This window comes from Acinetobacter lwoffii, assembly GCF_024129355.1.
In the GTDB taxonomy this organism is placed as follows: domain Bacteria; phylum Pseudomonadota; class Gammaproteobacteria; order Pseudomonadales; family Moraxellaceae; genus Acinetobacter; species Acinetobacter lwoffii_I.
The window spans coordinates 111,254-127,877 of sequence record NZ_JAMXXP010000007.1 but is presented as its reverse complement, the minus strand read 5'-3'; the positions used below and the strand labels follow the sequence as shown (position 1 = coordinate 127,877).

Below are 16,624 nucleotides of genomic sequence, written 5' to 3'. Positions count from 1 at the left end.
ACAGTGCAGCCACTTCGGACACCAGTTCCTGGATTTTGGCTGATTTGTCAGAGCCATCCAAAGTCGCCACCAGTTCAATCGGGCCTTCCAGGCGTTCTAATAGGGTTTTAAGTTGAGCTGAAGTATTTTGGTCTAACATTGCTAACGTCTCCAAAGGAGTAAATGTTTATTTGATAACAAGATATTAAATGAATTGAATAAATAGGTAAAACAGTTTGTTTTTATATTGTTGATCGGATTTACAGATTTATTGAAAAATTCATCATTAATTTCAAAGTTCTATATGGGGGTGGAAGATTAATTTTCAAGTAGTTTAGAGCAAGAATAAGGATTTTCAGCTAAGATTAAAACAAGATATTTGAGACTTGAATGATGGAATTACAACGCGGTATTTATCAACATTATAAGGGACAGCTTTATCAGGTGTTTCATGTTGCCACGCACAGTGAAACTGAAGAAAAGCTTGTGGTTTATCAATGTCTCTACGGGGATTATTCAATTTGGGTACGTCCTTTAACGATGTTCACTGAAACCATTACCACTAACGATGATCGTGAAGTGGAGCGTTTTAAATTGATTCAGGCACTTTAAGCCCAACAGAATCAGGGAAGAGTGATGCAAAACTCAGATGAATTTGAAAGATTCATGCAGGAATTATATGAAAAGTTTCATAGGCATGATCTTAAGCAGGCAGATCGCCTGCACCGATATCGCAATATAGAACCAGAATCCGGTCGATTTTTATCTATGCTGATTCGTGCGCAACAATCGAAAAGTATTCTGGAAATTGGGACTTCTACTGGTTATTCCACTTTATGGCTGGCAGAAGCGGCTCGGCAGACTCAAGCCATGATTACAACACTTGAAGTTGATGCAGAACGGGTTATTCAGGCAAAGCAATATGCGACAGAAATAGATCTTGCAGATTTAATCAATTTTAAAGTAATTGATGCTCAGGTTTATCTGGAGGCAGAAAAGGAAATATTTGATTTTATCCTGTTAGATGCTGAACGAGATGCTTATGTCAGTTACTGGCCACATTTGAGTCGATTACTTAAAGCAAAGGGCGGGTTACTGGTAGTTGATAATGTCATTTCACATGCAGCAGAAGTCGAAGAGTTTATTGCCTTAATTCAGCAAGACCCACGTTTTATCATGAGTATTGTACCCATAGGCGCAGGTTTGCTGATGGTGGGATTTCGTTAAATGGATTCACTTCAATCCATGCAAATTTTATTAAAATGTAAATTATATTCGAGATACTTTTCTACGAATGCGGCTTTGTCTTGGCGTCTTAACAGGTTGTCATAAATAAATTCAGGTACGGGATGATACAGCTCGGCATGACCATTACTGTATACAATTTTCAGGTGGCGGCTTGAGGGATTGTATTTCCAAGAAATCACGGTAAGCAGTTTTTGCATATGCGTTCCTCCACTGAATATTTCTTATCTTATCATTTGAACTTATGCCATATGGCTCTGCAGATGTATAGCTCAATTGTAAGAATCGGTAAGGATTATGAGAAAGCGAAGCAAAAGATATGCCTGAATTTTTATATGATGGATCAAGAAAGAAATAGGACTGCAATATTTAAAGTCCTAACAAAATAATTTAAAAAAATAAAATCCAGTATTGCACTGACATAAAAGTTCAAACCATAAAAAACCACGCTAAAAAGCGTGGTTTTTTTGAATCAGTTCAATCTAATTAAAATTAGATTTTACCCACTAGGTCGATTGAAGGAGCAAGAGTTGCATCGCCTTCTTTCCATTTAGCTGGGCAAACTTCGCCTGGGTGAGCGTGTACATACTGAGCTGCTTTAACTTTACGAAGAAGTTCTTGAGCGTCACGGCCGATACCACCAGCGTTGATTTCAACGATTTGGATTTTACCTTCTGGATCGATCACGAAAGTACCACGATCAGCAAGGCCGTCAGCTTCGATTAATACGTCAAAGTTTTTAGCAAGAGTCCAGTTTGCATCACCAACCATTACATACTGGATTTTTTTGATTTCTTCTGAAGAATCGTGCCAAGCTTTGTGAGTGAAATGCGTGTCAGTAGAAACTGAGTAGATTTCAACGCCTAGTTTTTGGAATTCAGCGTAGTTGTCAGCAAGGTCACCAAGTTCAGTCGGGCAAACGAAAGTGAAGTCAGCAGGGTAGAAGAATACAACAGACCATTTGCCTTTCAGGTCAGCTTCAGTAACTTCAATGAATTTGCCGTTTTGGAATGCAGTTGCTTTAAATGGTTTAACTTCAGTATTAATTAAGCTCATCATTGTCTCCATGATTGAGGTAGTCTTTGATTTTGAATAAGAGTATCGAAATTTTGGTTGATGCTAAAATGGTATTTTTACATTACAAACATCGGAAAAACCGAATTAAGTAAAAACGCGCCACTTCGGCAAAATCGCTTTGTTCATTGAGCAGCATCAAGATGATGGCCTGATGACAAAATTATCTCTTTTTCCTCGTGCTAGCAAACATGATGTTGAAACCAAAAAATTCAAGGGTGAATCAGGAAAAAAGCATGTTTTCCGCAAAATAATTTAAATATCAATTTCAAAATTAAACTGATGATTAAATCTACTCAGGAAAATTCAAGGGTGTCATATAGATATTTTGATAGGTTTATGGCGCTGAATTGAGAGAAATCAGGCAGCCAAAGCCAATTTGTCCGGCACTTAACAGAACTACGACTATCTGAAATCTAATGAACCAAGTAAAATAAACCTTTCCGGTTTTTTGATGTGGGTGTTTTCTCTGTGCAGAGTCATTTAAATGTAGATCAATGGATAATGGCGCGTGACCGTCACCGTTTAAATCGACTGAAAAAAGGGAAAGACGCAGATGCTAAGCAGTATCAGGAATTATTTGAAAAATCCAATCTGAAAGTACGGCAACGGCTTGAACGTCTTCCGAACATCAAGCTGAATCAGGATCTGCCGGTAACCCAGTATGCTGACAAGCTGATTACCGCGATTCAAAAGCATCAGGTTATTATTGTAGCTGGTGAAACCGGTTCTGGTAAAACCACCCAGTTACCGCAAATTGCTATGCTGGCTGGACGTGGCCTGACCGGAATGATCGGACATACCCAGCCGCGTCGACTGGCAGCCCGCAGCGTATCACAGCGTATTGCCGAAGAAGTTGGCGAAAAACTCGGTGAATCAATTTCCTTTAAAGTACGTTTTACGGAACAGGGTTCACAAGACTCAATTGTGCGTTTGATGACAGACGGTATTTTACTGGCCGAACTGACGCATGACCGATACCTGACCAAATATGACACGATTATTATTGATGAAGCGCATGAACGTTCGCTGAATATCGACTTCATTATGGGTTATCTGAAGCAGCTATTGCCACGTCGTCCCGATCTGAAAGTCATCATTACTTCAGCAACCCTGGATGTAAACCGTTTTAGCAGTTACTTTAATGGTGCACCAATTTTTGAAGTGGAAGGCCGCAGCTTCCCAGTCGAGCTACGTTATCGCCCGATCTCGGAAATGAGCATTGGCGGTAGTGATGATGATGAGTTTGATGATTTTGAAGAAAACCTGCCTCGCGCTGTGGTCAAAGCAGTCGAAGAATGCTTTCAGGATGCACAGGAAAAAGGTCATCCCGAACATGCCGATATCCTGATTTTTGCCAGTACCGAGCAGGAAATTCGCGAGTTACAGGAAACCCTGATCAAACATGGGCCACGCCATACGGAAGTATTAACTTTATATGCGCGTCTGGCGCTGGCCGAACAGCAGAAAATCTTTAATCCTTCTGGTGGCGGGCGACGCATTATTATTGCCACCAACGTAGCAGAAACAGCTTTAACCGTTCCGAATATCCGGTATGTGATTGATAGCGGTTTTGCCCGTATTTCGCGTTATAACTATCGTTCACGGGTGCAACGTCTACCAATTGAAGCCGTTTCTCAGGCAGCCGCGAACCAGCGTAAAGGTCGTTGTGGTCGTATTGCGCCGGGTGTCTGTATACGTCTGTATTCTGAGGAAGACTTCCTGAGCCGTCCTGAGTTTACCGAACCGGAGATCAAGCGAACCAACCTAGCATCGGTGATTTTACAGATGCAAAGTTTGGGGTTGGGTTCACTGGAAGACTTCGACTTTATTGAACCGCCAGATCATCGTTTGGTCAATGATGGCCGCAAGCTCCTCATTGAACTGGGGGCAATGGCTGAGAAAAATTCTCCTAAAACTGAAGATGATCAAGCAAATCCCTCTCTTGCGTCGCATAACTCCTCACGCTTCGAGAAAGGGAGACTTCAAAGCAGTGGCTTAACCAAGATCGGTCAGCAAATGGCGAAAATGCCGATCGATCCACGTCTGGCCCGCATGATTCTTGGTGGTGCACATTTTGGCGTGCTGAATGAAGTGCTGGTGATTGTGGCAGCACTTGCAGTTCAGGACCCACGTGAACGTCCTGCGGATAAACAGATGCAGGCGGATCAGAAGCATGCATTATTCCGTGAAGCCGATTCTGATTTCCTGTTCTATATCAAGCTTTGGGAAACGCTACACAATAACCGCGATAGCATGAGCGAGAGTAAGCGCCGTACATTTGCACGAAATCATTTCCTGAGCTGGCTGCGTCTGCGTGAATGGAAGAAAACTCATGAGCAGCTGGTGGATTTGGCTAAGGGCTTAAAACTGTCATTTAATGAAAAGAAAGCCAGTTATGAAAATCTGCATCGTGCTTTATTAACCGGTTTATTGTCTTTCATTGCCAACAAGACCGATGAGCGCAACGTGTTTATGGCGGTGCGCCAGCAGAAAGCCCGTATTTTCCCGGCATCGACTTTGCACAAGACCAATACCCCGTGGGTCATGGCCTTTGAGATGGTGGAAACTTCTCAGGTATATTTACGCACCCTGGCCAAGATTGAACCAGAATGGATTCTGCTGGCGGCACGTGACCTGCTCAAGCATCATTATTTTGAACCGCACTGGTCGAAAAAAGCCGGTGTGGTGAATGCTTATGACCAGATTTCCTTGTTCGGTCTGATTATTGAGCCGAAACGCCCGATTAATTATGAAAAAGTGGATCAAGAAGCTGCACATGAAATTTTCTTACGCGATGCTTTAACTACTGGTCATCTGGGTATTAGTCCGCCATTTTTAAAGCATAACCTGCTCAAACTGGAAGAAGTCGAGCGGGTTGAAGATAAATTGCGCCGTCGTGATCTGGTGGTTGATGAAGAAACCATTTACCAGTTCTATGCCTCGAAAGTGCCGCCTGAAGTGGCCAGCCGTCGTACTTTTGAAGACTGGCGTGCCACGGTTGAGCCTCAGAATCCGCGTTATTTATTTGTCGATGATGATGCGCTATGGCTGAATGACCGGCCGACGACACAACAATTTCCGGACTATTTGCACAATGGTAGCCTGCGTCTGGCCGCAACCTATCGTTTTGACCCGAGTCATGATGAAGATGGCGCGACAGTTAAAATTCCCCTGCAAGCCTTGGCCCAGGTCGATGAAGGTATCTGGTCATGGGGGATTCCGGGTTGGCGTCTGGATCTGATTGAAGCATTGCTAAAAGCTTTGCCGAAGGATAAGCGCCGTAATCTGGTGCCGATTCCGGATACTGCACAAAAACTCATGGCAAAAGTAGATGCGCAGGATTTACAGAAACATATTTTTAGTTTCTTGGCATTCCAGTTGCGAGGCGATCAAATCACGGAGAAAGATTTCAGCTTTGACCGGGTCGATCAGTATCTGTTGCCTTTTATTAAAGTTACTGATGAAAAAGGCCGTGTCATTGAACAAGGGCGTGATCTTGCTGAGCTGAAAGCGCGCTGCCGGACTGAAACGCATAGTCCGGTCAAACAGCTTAAAGGTGAATTTAAAACCTTCCCAGAAAGCTTTGTATTTGAAGCCTCGCAAAAAGTCACCGGTGTCGTGGTCAAGCAATATCAGGCGCTGGTTCCAACCAAAGCTTTTGCTGCCCTAGAGCAGAAAGATGAATCGGGTGTAGTGATTCAGACTTTCAATGATCAGGCTGAAGCGGTCAAAAAACATCGTGAAGGGGTGATCCGACTGGTGCATATGCAACTCGGAGACTTGACTCGTCAGTTGAAAAAACAGATTTCCAAACCTCTGGCGCTGGCTTATTCGCCACTCGGTGATAAAGCGCAACTGGAACAAATGTTAGTTTATGCCACACTACATATGTCCATTAATGAGCTGCCTGTCAATGCGCAAGAGTTCCAAAAGCTAGTTGAAGATGTAAAAAAATCTTTCCTGACTTATGGCCAAGTTGCCCTGAAAGAGATCACGGATATTTATATCCAGTGGCAGGAAATCCGCCGGAAATTACTGGTTTTAGACCATTCTGTGTTTGAAAAAAATATCAATGATATTGAAGATCAGCTTGATTTAATGAGCCTTTCTGACTTTGTATATCGTAAACCTTCCGATGTGTGGAGCGAATTTCCACGTTATTTAAAAGCCTTGATCTTGCGTTTAGAGCGCTTGCCCAATAATCTACAAAGGGACAATTCCGCCATTGACCAAATTGATCAATGGATGGAAAAATTATTTCAGTTTAAAGATGACCCTCGTCTGAAAGAATTATATTTCATGGTCGAGGAGTTAAGAATCTCATTGTTTTCACAACCGATGAAAACAAAAGCACCCGTGTCTCCAACTCGCTTGCAAAAAGTATGGGATCGTCTTGGAATCAGTTAAGATATAGGTAATTCAGATAAGGAATTTTACATGGGCATCCGCATTACGGGTACTGGCTTATTCCATCCGGAACATGTCATCACCAATGAAGAATTAGTTGAAAGTTTAAATGCTTATGTGGAACTGTTTAATCACGAAAATGCTGACAAAATCGCTGCAGGCGAAGTTGAAGCGCGTCGTGGTTCTAGCGCAGACTTTATTGAAAAAGCATCTGGCGTACAACGCCGTTATGTCGTAGAAAAATCAGGTATTCTTGATCCAAAACGCTTACGTCCAAATTTACGTGAACGTGCAGATGATGAAATTTCACTGCAAGCAGAATGGGGCGTAATCGCAGCCAAGCAGGCGATGGAAAATGCCGGTGTGACTGCCGAAGACATTGATATCGTGATCTTGTCATGTTCGAATTTGCAACGTGCTTATCCTGCTGTAGCGATCGAGATTCAAACGGCTCTAGGCATCAAAGGCTATGCCTATGACATGAACGTGGCGTGTTCTGCAGCAACATTTGGTCTGAAACAGGCTTATGATGCGATCAAAGCTGGCGCGCGTCGTGTGTTATTGGTGAATGTGGAAATTACTTCTGCACATACCGATTTCCGTTCACGTGATTGTCACTTTATTTTTGGTGATGTGGCAACCGCTTCAATTATTGAAAATACTGACAGCAAAACCGGTTTTGAAATTCTGGATTCTGAGTTGTTTACCCAGTTCTCGAATAACATCCGCAATAACTTTGGTTTCTTGAATACTTCTGAAAATGCTGACATTGACGACAAACGTTTCAGTCAGGATGGTCGTAAGGTATTTAAAGAAGTCTGTCCACTGGTTGCGAAAATGATTACTGCGCAACTGGAGAAGAACCAGATTGAGCCGACAGGTGTTAAACGCTTCTGGTTACACCAGGCCAATGCCAGTATGAATGAACTAATCCTGAAACTGGTCGTCGGCAAAGAAAATGCCAAACCTGGTCTGGTACCGATCATTCTGAATGAGTTTGCCAACACCTCTTCTGCTGGGGTGATCATCGCCTTGCACCGTACTGCACATGAAGTTGAAGATGGTGAATACGGCGTGTTGTGTTCATTTGGTGCCGGTTATTCGGTGGGTTCGATTCTGGTCCAAAAGCGCGTGGCATAATCCGGAGTAGTTAGGGAGCAGACAGCTTGCAGGTCAAACATGATGGGCAATGGATTAGACGCTTAAGTGCCTTATCCAAATTATATTTTACCCCTACCTTTTTAGGGGCTGAATATATTGATGCCAGTCGGCCTGCAATGTATGTCGGTAATCATTCCATGTACGGCATCTTTGATTCGCCGATACTGATTGATTACCTCTATAACGAACATAAAGTGGCTGTGGTCAGTATTGCGGATCATAGCCATTTTTATGTACCGCTATGGCGTGAAGCCGTGAAAAAGTTTGGGGCAGTCGATGGCATCCAGCATTATGTACGTGCTGTGATGCAGCAGGGTTATTCTATTCTGGTGTTTCCGGGAGGTGGGCGCGAAGTACTCAAACGTCAGGGTGAACAGTATCAACTGATCTGGAAGCAGCATTACGGATTTTTAAAGCTGGCTCAGGAATTCAACTATGATATTGTCCCTTTTGCCGCGCTCGGTGGGGATGAAGTCTATGAGATCGGCTTTGATGCCAATAAGATCATCCAGCATAAATATTTTCAAAAACTCCTCAAAGTACCACAACTCAATAAATTATTACGTCAGGGCGATGTGATTCCATCTTTGCCTAAACGATTATTCCCAAAACGCCTGCCATTTTATTTTCAGTTTATGCCGCGACAATCGATTGCTCAGGTTCAGACTCAGGAAGAGCTGATTGCATTTCGACACAGCTTGCAGCAACATATTTATACCGGCTTGGCCGAGCTTAAGGTACTACGTCAGCAAGACTAAAAAAGAAAAATTCTTTCTATAAAATCTAGGCTATGATCTATTGAGATGTTCTATTTTTAGGAAAAAGGATGCATGGACTTTTTTATAGTGCAAGTGATGCCATAATGTATTTTTAAGTGTTCACTGATTGGTGATCAGGGACTCAGCATGATCCAATATAAAAATAAGATGATTCTAAGATGACCGAGGTGTGCGTATGGAACAGGATAGCTTGGTAGCACCTTTAAGGTTGTTGGCACAACAATGTTTACGGATTTCTCCGGAGCTCAACCAGCTTTATCTTGATCAGATGGCAATAATTGGTCATCTGAATGCACAAAATTTAATAAAAATTCAGCAGGATCAGTGCCGGATTGAATTGCTGGATGGTCTGTTTTATATCCAGTTTCATACTCCCTATGCACTAGACTCTGGAGCTGCACCTGCTTTGGTTGACAGTCATTTTTATTTTCAGCAATGTAAGGCAGAAGCCCTGGAGGAATTCTTTTTACAGGATATCTATTTCCTGACTGGCGATTTAAAACCACAGCATTCGCTGTATTTACGCGACAAAGCCAAACAGTTACGTCAGCTTATCCTGGCTCAGGTTTATGCGTGGGTTAATGGCCTGGAACGGGTGTCCGAATTTTTGCAGCAAATGTCGATTGTTCAAGCTGAGATTATCGACCAGCAGCTGATCAAGGCCGGGTTGTATACAGCACCTGTCATGCAAAACTTTATTCAGGATGAACAAGAGATTCCACAGCAGATTCTTGAAAGCTTGCAACAGGCTTTTTCTTTGGAGTGTCTACAGCAGGATGAATTCCTGTCGATCCAGTCATTGATGGACAGTCTGGATGAGTTCTGTTTTAGCGCCGCACAGTTTTTGCCTCCGGCGATGTTCCGGATTATGTCACTGTCTTTTGAAGAGCGCTTTAATTTGCATGAACTGAATGATCATACTGATGATATCTGTTTGCTGTATCGGCATGCTGAGGAGCAGAGTAACCTGCTCGGTTTTGTCCGTCTGATGAACCGGGACGTGTGGCATCGGGATGATTTATTATCCAAACGGAATTTCCTGGAAAATTATCCGTATTTATGGCAGAAAAAAGTAGCCCGATTGCCACTATTTGACTGTCATCGTGCCGTGAACTGGATCTTTAAGCAATCGGCCGAGGTACTGGACTGGATCAGTAATAATATCCAGCATAGCAGTGTGCGGGTCGCAGTAACGGCCCTAAGTTTTGTAGACAGCCATCATATTCATCCCCAGATTATTTTGGCGACTTTGCAATATTTTCAATATGTCTCGGCGCGACTGTTTATTCATAGCATGCATGAATATGCAATCCAGCATGACTGGTTTCAGCATCAGTATAATCAGGCGGTGGTATTAAAAGGCACACGCCAATCGATTGAGGATCAGCGGATTGCGATTAGCCCTTCAATTCTGTATCTGGACGAATGGATGGAGCTGCTGCGCAATGTGGTTAAAATGGATGATCAGCTGACTAAAAAGGTTTATCTGAACTTGAGCCGGATGATGCAGGCTTATATGCAGCATTTATATAAAATTACGGCGCATTTACCCGATGAGGTTCTGGTGTATATTCAGCCTCAAAGCCAGCAGAATCGTGATTTCTATAATGTTCTGCACCGCTATCGCATTCCTTTTACTGAGTTCAGGCAGCTGTTTTATTTGCAAAGCGGGCATGTACGTGAGTCGCTATTTGACAGTTATGTGCGTGACTATCTGGTAGAGTATTTTTCCAGCCATACAGAAATACCGAAAAATCTGAGCTGGACCAGTTTGTTTAATCAGGCGGTCGTCTGGCATGATCAGGTTCAAAAGCAGGAAATGATCGCCAAGCTGAAAAAACAGTTCGCACTGGTGAACTGGACACCAATCACTCAGGTTTCATTTTTACTGTATTTCAACTGGCGTTTTGAAGAACTTAAAACTTTGGATCGGATTTTAGAGGAATCTAAAATTTTCAGGAACTGTCTGGCGGCCAGTTATGCCCAGCAGATTATTGAAGGGCAATATGTGGCCTTTCGCATGTCGCATCCGGATGTGCGTTTACCTTTAATTCTGGGCTGTCGGATCGTCAATGGGCAAGTGATCTTCGATCAGCTGGAATATCCGAACAATCAAAAGGCAGAAGCTGAATATAGCAATATCGCGATGCATTTTATCAACTGGCTCAACTTGCAGGCTTAAGTGCAAGATTAAGTGGTTTTCCGCCATGACGCTTAACTTTTCTGCCAAAAATCGTTAGGCTATAGCCGTTCTTTCACGGTATTGCTCTTATGAAACAGGAAACTGCCCTTAAGTTACTCAAAGCAGGAGAAAATGTCTTTTTAACCGGTTCTGCCGGTGCAGGAAAAACCTATACGCTGAATCAATATATTAATTATTTAAAGGCACGTAAGGTCGCCGTCGCGATTACCGCATCGACCGGTATTGCAGCCACACACATGAATGGTATGACTATTCATACCTGGGCAGGCATTGGCATTAAAGACTTTTTGTCTGAAGAAGACTTAAAGCGGATGAAAGAGCGCAAATACTTAAAAGAACATCTGGAAAATGCGCAAGTCCTGATTATTGACGAAATTTCAATGCTGCATGCCAAGCAGCTGAATCTGGTCAATCAGGTATTGAAATATTTCAAAGAAAGTGATGAAGCTTTCGGTGGTATTCAGGTGATTGTAGCAGGGGACTTTTTCCAGTTACCGCCAGTCGGTAAAAATGATGAGCGCAACCGCGACAAATTCTGCTTTATGTCGGATGCCTGGGTCGAAGCCAAGTTTCGCGTTTGCTACCTAACTGAGCAGCATCGTCAGGGCAATGATTATTTGAATGACATTCTGAATGCGATCCGTGCGCAGGCGATTAGCCATGAACACCGCACTGCTTTACAGGCCACGCGACATCAAGAAATTGGTGATACCTATACGCGCCTGTATACGCATAATATGGATGTGGACAGTATTAACTTTAAACATCTGAATGAAATTGACAATGATCCGCGCCAGTTTGATGCGCAGTGTGATGGCAATGAAAAGCTGATCGAGACTTTAAAATCGTCAGTGCGAGCGCCTGAAGCCTTAACCCTGAAAAAACATGCCAAAGTCATGTTTGTGAAAAACAACTTTGATATGGGTTATATCAACGGCAGTTTGGGCGAAGTGATCAGTTTTGAAGAAGATGATGAATATGGTGTGCTGCCTAAAGTCAAACTGACCGATGGCACTACATTGGTGGTTGAGCCTGAAACCTGGTCGGTAGACAATGAGGCCGGTAAAACCATTGCCAGTTTCCAGCAGATTCCATTGCGTCTGGCCTGGGCGATTACCATTCATAAATCACAAGGCATGACCCTGGAAGCTGCCGAGATTGACCTGAGCCATACTTTTGAAAAAGGACAGGGCTATGTCGCGTTGTCCCGTTTGAAAAGCTTAAATGGCCTACGATTAAAAGGTTTTAATGAGCAGGCTTTGGAACTCGATAGTCTGGCAATTAAAGCCGATCGCCGTTTTCAAGAACTTTCTGATGAAGCCGAAGCGAATTTTGAAAATGTCGATTTGACGGCACAGCATAAGGCCTTTATCCGACATTGTGGCGGGACTTTGAATGAAGTTGAAATCCAGCGCAATGAGAAGAAAATTTCCAAGAATGGGGGTAAGCAAAGCTATGCCGCTGCAACGCTAGACGAAACGCGTGAACTGTTTGAAGAAGGTTATGAAATTGCCGATATCGCGACTGAACGTGGTTTGACTCCGGCAACCATCATCAATCATTTGGGGCGTTTGCATAAAGAGCAGGGGCTGGATATCTCGCTGGCACATCCGGGTGAGGAAGTGGTGGAGCAGGTTCGCAAGATTTATAAACGCCTGACCAAGCGTCAAAACTCGGAGCATTTTAATGATGACGGTTCTATTAAGTTGCGTCCGATTGTGGAATTGACCACGCCTAAAATGGCTTATGACCAAGTGCGTCTGGCACTACTATTTGTAGAATAATCATTAAAAGTGATGTTTAAGAGTTCTTAAGATGCATAGTTTATTCGTATACGGCACGCTTCGTCCGCAGCAACCCAATGCCCCTGTCATGGAGCGGATTGGGGGGAGCTGGAAAGCCGGTTATATTCGTGGGTATTTGCAGCAGCGTGGTTGGGGTGCTGAGCTGGGTAGCCCGGGTATTCAGCTCAGTGATTCGGGAGAGATTGTTCCGGGTTATGTATTCATATCCGAGAATCTTCCCCAATATTGGGATGAGCTGGATGCATTTGAAGGCGATGAATATCAACGTATCCCGGTTAAAGTATATTTGGAAAATGGTGAGATGATAGAAAGTTTGGTCTATGCTTTGAAAGATTAGACTGGTGTGTGTCATTTATTGAATTTCTGATTTTTATCAGGTCACCGCTTTTAAAAATCATTCACTTTCCTTTGCTTGAATTTTGAAAGATCGAATTAATAAATATTCCGTTGATTTGATAGTATCTTCTGAGCAAGCCTGACGTACTGCGTTAGAGATTAGCGCAAGATAATCATCGGGCGATCTGCATATTTCCCGTTATATGATTATTTTTGAGAAATCTTTGCATACTGGTGAAGGGCGCTGATGATTTGAACATTATTGTGTACTAATCAATAACGATAAAATCCCAGCCGCAATTAAAGGACCGACTGGAACACCGCGTAATACTGCTACACCAGCCACTGTGCCTAATAACAGTCCGGCCACCACATCTGGCTGATTGGACATCAGCTTCACTCCACGTCCGCCCAGCCAAGCAACAAAAACCCCAATCGCGATTGCCAGCAAAGACTTCCAGCTCAGGAAAGATTTGAGAATACTTTCTCCTGAAATTTTGCCACTGGCAATCGGTGTCAGAACACCAATGGTCAGAATAATAATGCCGATATTTAAACCATGCGCCTGTACATAAGGCAATAAACTGCTGAGAGGCGTGATTTTTAAAACAATTAATACCGCTGCAGCAATGGTGACGGCGCTATTGTGACTGAAAATACCGCAAGCCAGTAAAACCAAAAGAACAATCAGATTCAGATCAAGTTGCGACATAAGCGGGAGAGAAAGAATGAAAAATAAAGCTATTGTAGAGCTTTTCAACGCATGATACCTAGAAAACAGCGGAAGAAACCAAATTCATGACTGTTTCAGGATAGAATGCACAGGTCTTCACTCGATACAGGTATAAACAGATGCTATTGGAAAAAATGTTGCAGTCACAAGGTTTCGGCTCCCGCAAGCATTGTCAGCAACTGATTAAAAATGGTGCTGTTTCAATTCAAGATGAAGTGATTGACAATCCCAAACATAAACTGGATTTGAATAACTTAAATTTCGAGGTTTATGGGAAAAGTCATACCTATCGGGAAAAAGTCTATATCGCCTTAAACAAGCCACAAGGCTACGAGTGTTCGCATCAGGCGACGCATCATTTTAGTGTGTTTGACCTGTTTGATGACATTTTGCTGAATCGGGGGATTCAGTGTGTGGGCCGTCTGGATCAGGATACCACCGGACTGTTATTGCTGACCGATGATGGACAGTTCCTGCAAGCGCTCACCCATCCCAAAAAACATGTCGCCAAAGTTTATCAGATGCAAACTGCGGATCCAGTCACGGATGAACAGATTCAGCAACTAGAACAAGGTGTCGAATTGAGAAATGAAAAAGGTATTTTTGCGGCTACTGAAGTGACTCGATTGGCTGAGAACCGTCTGCAAATGACCATTCATCAAGGCGTCTATCATCAGGTGAAGCGCATGCTAGCTGCCGTAGGCAATAAAGTTGAACAGCTACATCGTGCACAGATTGGTGCTTTGGCTTTGCCTGAACTGGCTGAAGGAGAATGGTTGTATTTAAATGCAGAACAGGTGGCGCAGGCCAAATTCCGCTCAGAATAATAAATTTTTTATTCGCTTGAAATGTGATGAAAAGATTAGGAGTTATTTCAGGAAACAGTGATAAGTCTGAAATTCATCATCCTTGATAAATCCCATAGATTCATACAATTTATGCGATTGATAATTATTCTTTTGGGTTTCCAGAGTGATTCTTAAGGCCTGTTCATGTTTGGCAAATAAAATCGCGGTATCAATCAGTTGTTTGGCTGCGCCCTGACGCCGAAACACCGGGGTGATATAGACATCATCCAGAATATAATAGGTCGAGCAGGCCACTGAGGAAAAACCCAGATACAGGATAATAAAGCCGGTAAAAGTATCATCTTTGGTATTAATGAAAATGACGGTCTGCCCATCTTCAAAACGCTGTTTTAAAAATTGGTAAGAGAGTTCAGGATTGGAAGACGTACCATAAAACTGTCGATATTCATCAAATAATACCGCCAGCTGATTCAGGTCTGCTGACTGGGCGCGTCGTACGAGCATTGCATACTCCATGCTAATTTTTATTGATTATCAGCATCAAGCATAGCGAAGTTTGTGAGTGGCAGGCTTTAGAAATTGTTCGGAAATGCAACAATGTTAAATTTTGTCGCTTTCACCCAAAATGGCATTCAGCTCTTCAAATAAATCAAGATGATCATCATCCAGCTGGATCTCCTGATCATCCAGCAGATTCAGGGCAGAACTGGAAAGCGCATTTTGCTCGGTTTTAGCTTCATTTTGTTTCAGCTTGCGCAGCCGAATCAGTTGTTCCAGATTGATATTCTGGTTTTCAATCGAGAAGGGGATCGATTTGGTAATCACCACTTGCTTGAAAAAAAGACGCACGGCCTGAGCTGGCGTAATCCCCAATTGCTTAAATACCGCAAAGGCTTGTTTCTTCTCTTGCGAGTCTAAGCGAATTTGATAAACTTCAGTTTTTCTCATAATATTTTTAAAGCTTTAAATTACTTAACTTTTCGCCTTTATTCTAATCAATTACGTTTGAAATTCAATCTTAAAGCGACCGATTTTAGAAAATAATCTGTAATGACAAGCGATTTACAGTGTCAATTCAAGTTGGGAGCTGAAATTCATGCTTTTCTGCGTGATCGGATCGACAAATTGAATATGTTTGGCCAATAAACTTAAAGGTGCAGAAAAATCATCTTCCGCCTTGTGCGCTACCTGTGGGTAAAAGGGATCGTGCTGAATCGGAATACCCAGGTGATTCAAGTGGACCCGTAATTGATGCTGCTTGCCAGTATGTGGTTTTAGCTCATATTTGGCCCATTCTGTATTATGTTCCAATAGATCAATTGCCGTCTCGCTATTCGGCGTTCCGTCTAGCACGTGCATGGTATAAAAGGGCTGTCCCTTTTCCATTCTTAATCGCGTGATCAATGGAAATTTTAAATCAGGTTGATAGGCCGCAATCGCATGATAGGTTTTTTGCACCTGCCGTGTAGCAAACATCTGTTGATATAGGCCACGTGATTCCACACATTTGGATATCAGGACAACACCTGCCGTTTCACGATCCAGCCGGTGAATGGGCGTTAAATGTTCATTACCGGTCTGATTTTTGAGCCGAACCAATAGCGTTTCCTGCAGATATTGTCCGGTCGGACTCATGGTCAAAAAATGCGGTTTATCGACCACCATGAAATGCTCATTTTCAAATAAAATCTGATGTTGAAAAGGCACATGCACTTCATTTGCCAAAAAGCGGTAATAGAAACAGTGGCTATTGGCCTGAAATGGACTTTCTGTGGTTAATTGATTGCCCTGAGCATCATAGACCAGACCCTCGTTGAAACGGGATTGCCATTCATCTGCTGTGATATGCGCAAATTGTATGCATAAATAAGCAAAAACTGTCGGGGGAGCATCTGGACTGGCTGGCAAAAACACTTTACTGGCACTGACCCCATTCAGCATAGGCGGGTTAAAATCAACAGTTGGTTGCATGGCAGGCAGATTAACCTCTTAAGGAACAGATGCTGTGAAAAAATACAGTTTCTCACACAGGTGAATAGGCTTTTAAAGCGTGGCGATGCTATCATATTTATTCTTTTGCATCATGTCGT

15 protein-coding genes and 1 pseudogene are annotated in these 16,624 nt (G+C 42.9%); 9 read left to right on the top strand and 7 right to left on the bottom strand.

The genetic code is table 11. The features are described 5' to 3' along the window. A pseudogene (locus tag NI468_RS06255) lies at window positions 1–139 on the bottom strand (thioredoxin family protein); the annotation flags it as partial. Window positions 140–372: 233 nt separating this feature from the next. Between NI468_RS06255 and NI468_RS06250 the strand changes: the two are divergent. Further along, complete coding sequence (locus tag NI468_RS06250; protein WP_034436473.1) at window positions 373–591, top strand: DUF1653 domain-containing protein; 219 nt, start codon at window positions 373–375, stop codon at window positions 589–591. Window positions 592–615: 24 nt separating this feature from the next. After that, window positions 616–1,206 (top strand): O-methyltransferase, encoded by a 591-nt coding sequence (locus NI468_RS06245; protein WP_253100690.1) that lies wholly within the window; start codon window positions 616–618, stop codon window positions 1,204–1,206. An 11-nt stretch (window positions 1,207–1,217) separates the two neighbouring features. Here NI468_RS06245 and NI468_RS06240 read toward each other — a convergent pair whose 3' ends face one another. Further along, the gene (locus tag NI468_RS06240; RefSeq protein ID WP_004645498.1) at window positions 1,218–1,424 is read right to left on the bottom strand and encodes a KTSC domain-containing protein; all 207 of its coding nucleotides are present in this window, start codon (window positions 1,422–1,424) and stop codon (window positions 1,218–1,220) included. Window positions 1,425–1,716: 292 nt separating this feature from the next. Then, complete coding sequence (gene ahpC / locus NI468_RS06235) at window positions 1,717–2,280, bottom strand: alkyl hydroperoxide reductase subunit C (RefSeq protein ID WP_004278916.1); 564 nt, start codon at window positions 2,278–2,280, stop codon at window positions 1,717–1,719. Window positions 2,281–2,769: 489 nt separating this feature from the next. On the opposite strand from ahpC, the gene hrpA reads away from it, so the two are divergent. The 6 genes from hrpA (at window position 2,770) to NI468_RS06205 (ending at window position 12,993) form a co-directional block, all read left to right on the top strand. Continuing rightward, complete coding sequence (hrpA, locus tag NI468_RS06230) at window positions 2,770–6,708, top strand: ATP-dependent RNA helicase HrpA (protein ID WP_253100686.1); 3,939 nt, start codon at window positions 2,770–2,772, stop codon at window positions 6,706–6,708. Between the two features lie 30 nt (window positions 6,709–6,738). Beyond that, on the top strand, window positions 6,739–7,848 hold the full coding sequence (locus NI468_RS06225; protein WP_253100682.1) for a beta-ketoacyl-ACP synthase III: 1,110 nt from the start codon (window positions 6,739–6,741) through the stop codon (window positions 7,846–7,848). A gap of 26 nt (window positions 7,849–7,874) precedes the next feature. Beyond that, window positions 7,875–8,627, top strand: a complete 753-nt coding sequence (locus NI468_RS06220) for a 1-acyl-sn-glycerol-3-phosphate acyltransferase (RefSeq protein ID WP_253100680.1) — start codon at window positions 7,875–7,877, stop codon at window positions 8,625–8,627. 196 nt (window positions 8,628–8,823) lie between these two features. Further along, complete coding sequence (locus NI468_RS06215) at window positions 8,824–10,830, top strand: hypothetical protein (protein ID WP_253100677.1); 2,007 nt, start codon at window positions 8,824–8,826, stop codon at window positions 10,828–10,830. Between the two features lie 89 nt (window positions 10,831–10,919). Next, window positions 10,920–12,635, top strand: a complete 1,716-nt coding sequence (locus tag NI468_RS06210; protein ID WP_129716622.1) for an AAA family ATPase — start codon at window positions 10,920–10,922, stop codon at window positions 12,633–12,635. A 31-nt stretch (window positions 12,636–12,666) separates the two neighbouring features. Further along, a complete protein-coding gene (locus NI468_RS06205; RefSeq protein ID WP_180180878.1) occupies window positions 12,667–12,993 on the top strand; it encodes a gamma-glutamylcyclotransferase family protein in 327 nt (108 codons plus the stop codon). Between the two features lie 258 nt (window positions 12,994–13,251). Here the strand turns inward: NI468_RS06205 and NI468_RS06200 are convergent, their stop codons facing one another. After that, the gene (locus tag NI468_RS06200) at window positions 13,252–13,704 is read right to left on the bottom strand and encodes a DUF441 domain-containing protein (RefSeq protein ID WP_004645490.1); all 453 of its coding nucleotides are present in this window, start codon (window positions 13,702–13,704) and stop codon (window positions 13,252–13,254) included. A 140-nt stretch (window positions 13,705–13,844) separates the two neighbouring features. Here NI468_RS06200 and NI468_RS06195 point away from each other — a divergent pair, with 140 nt between their 5' ends. Continuing rightward, entirely contained in the window at window positions 13,845–14,552 is a 708-nt protein-coding gene (locus NI468_RS06195) for a pseudouridine synthase (protein ID WP_005103491.1), read from the top strand. Window positions 14,553–14,594: 42 nt separating this feature from the next. Here NI468_RS06195 and NI468_RS06190 read toward each other — a convergent pair whose 3' ends face one another. The 3 genes from NI468_RS06190 to NI468_RS06180 form a co-directional block, all read right to left on the bottom strand. After that, window positions 14,595–15,038 carry a GNAT family N-acetyltransferase gene (locus NI468_RS06190; RefSeq protein WP_004278907.1) on the bottom strand — a complete coding sequence of 148 codons (444 nt, stop codon included), beginning with the start codon at window positions 15,036–15,038 and terminating at the stop codon, window positions 14,595–14,597. Window positions 15,039–15,134: 96 nt separating this feature from the next. Then, window positions 15,135–15,482, bottom strand: coding sequence for a type II toxin-antitoxin system RelB/DinJ family antitoxin (locus tag NI468_RS06185; RefSeq protein ID WP_004645487.1), 348 nt, complete (start codon window positions 15,480–15,482; stop codon window positions 15,135–15,137). A 114-nt stretch (window positions 15,483–15,596) separates the two neighbouring features. Continuing rightward, entirely contained in the window at window positions 15,597–16,505 is a 909-nt protein-coding gene (locus tag NI468_RS06180; protein ID WP_253100674.1) for a pseudouridine synthase, read from the bottom strand. Window positions 16,506–16,624: the final 119 nt, after the last annotated feature.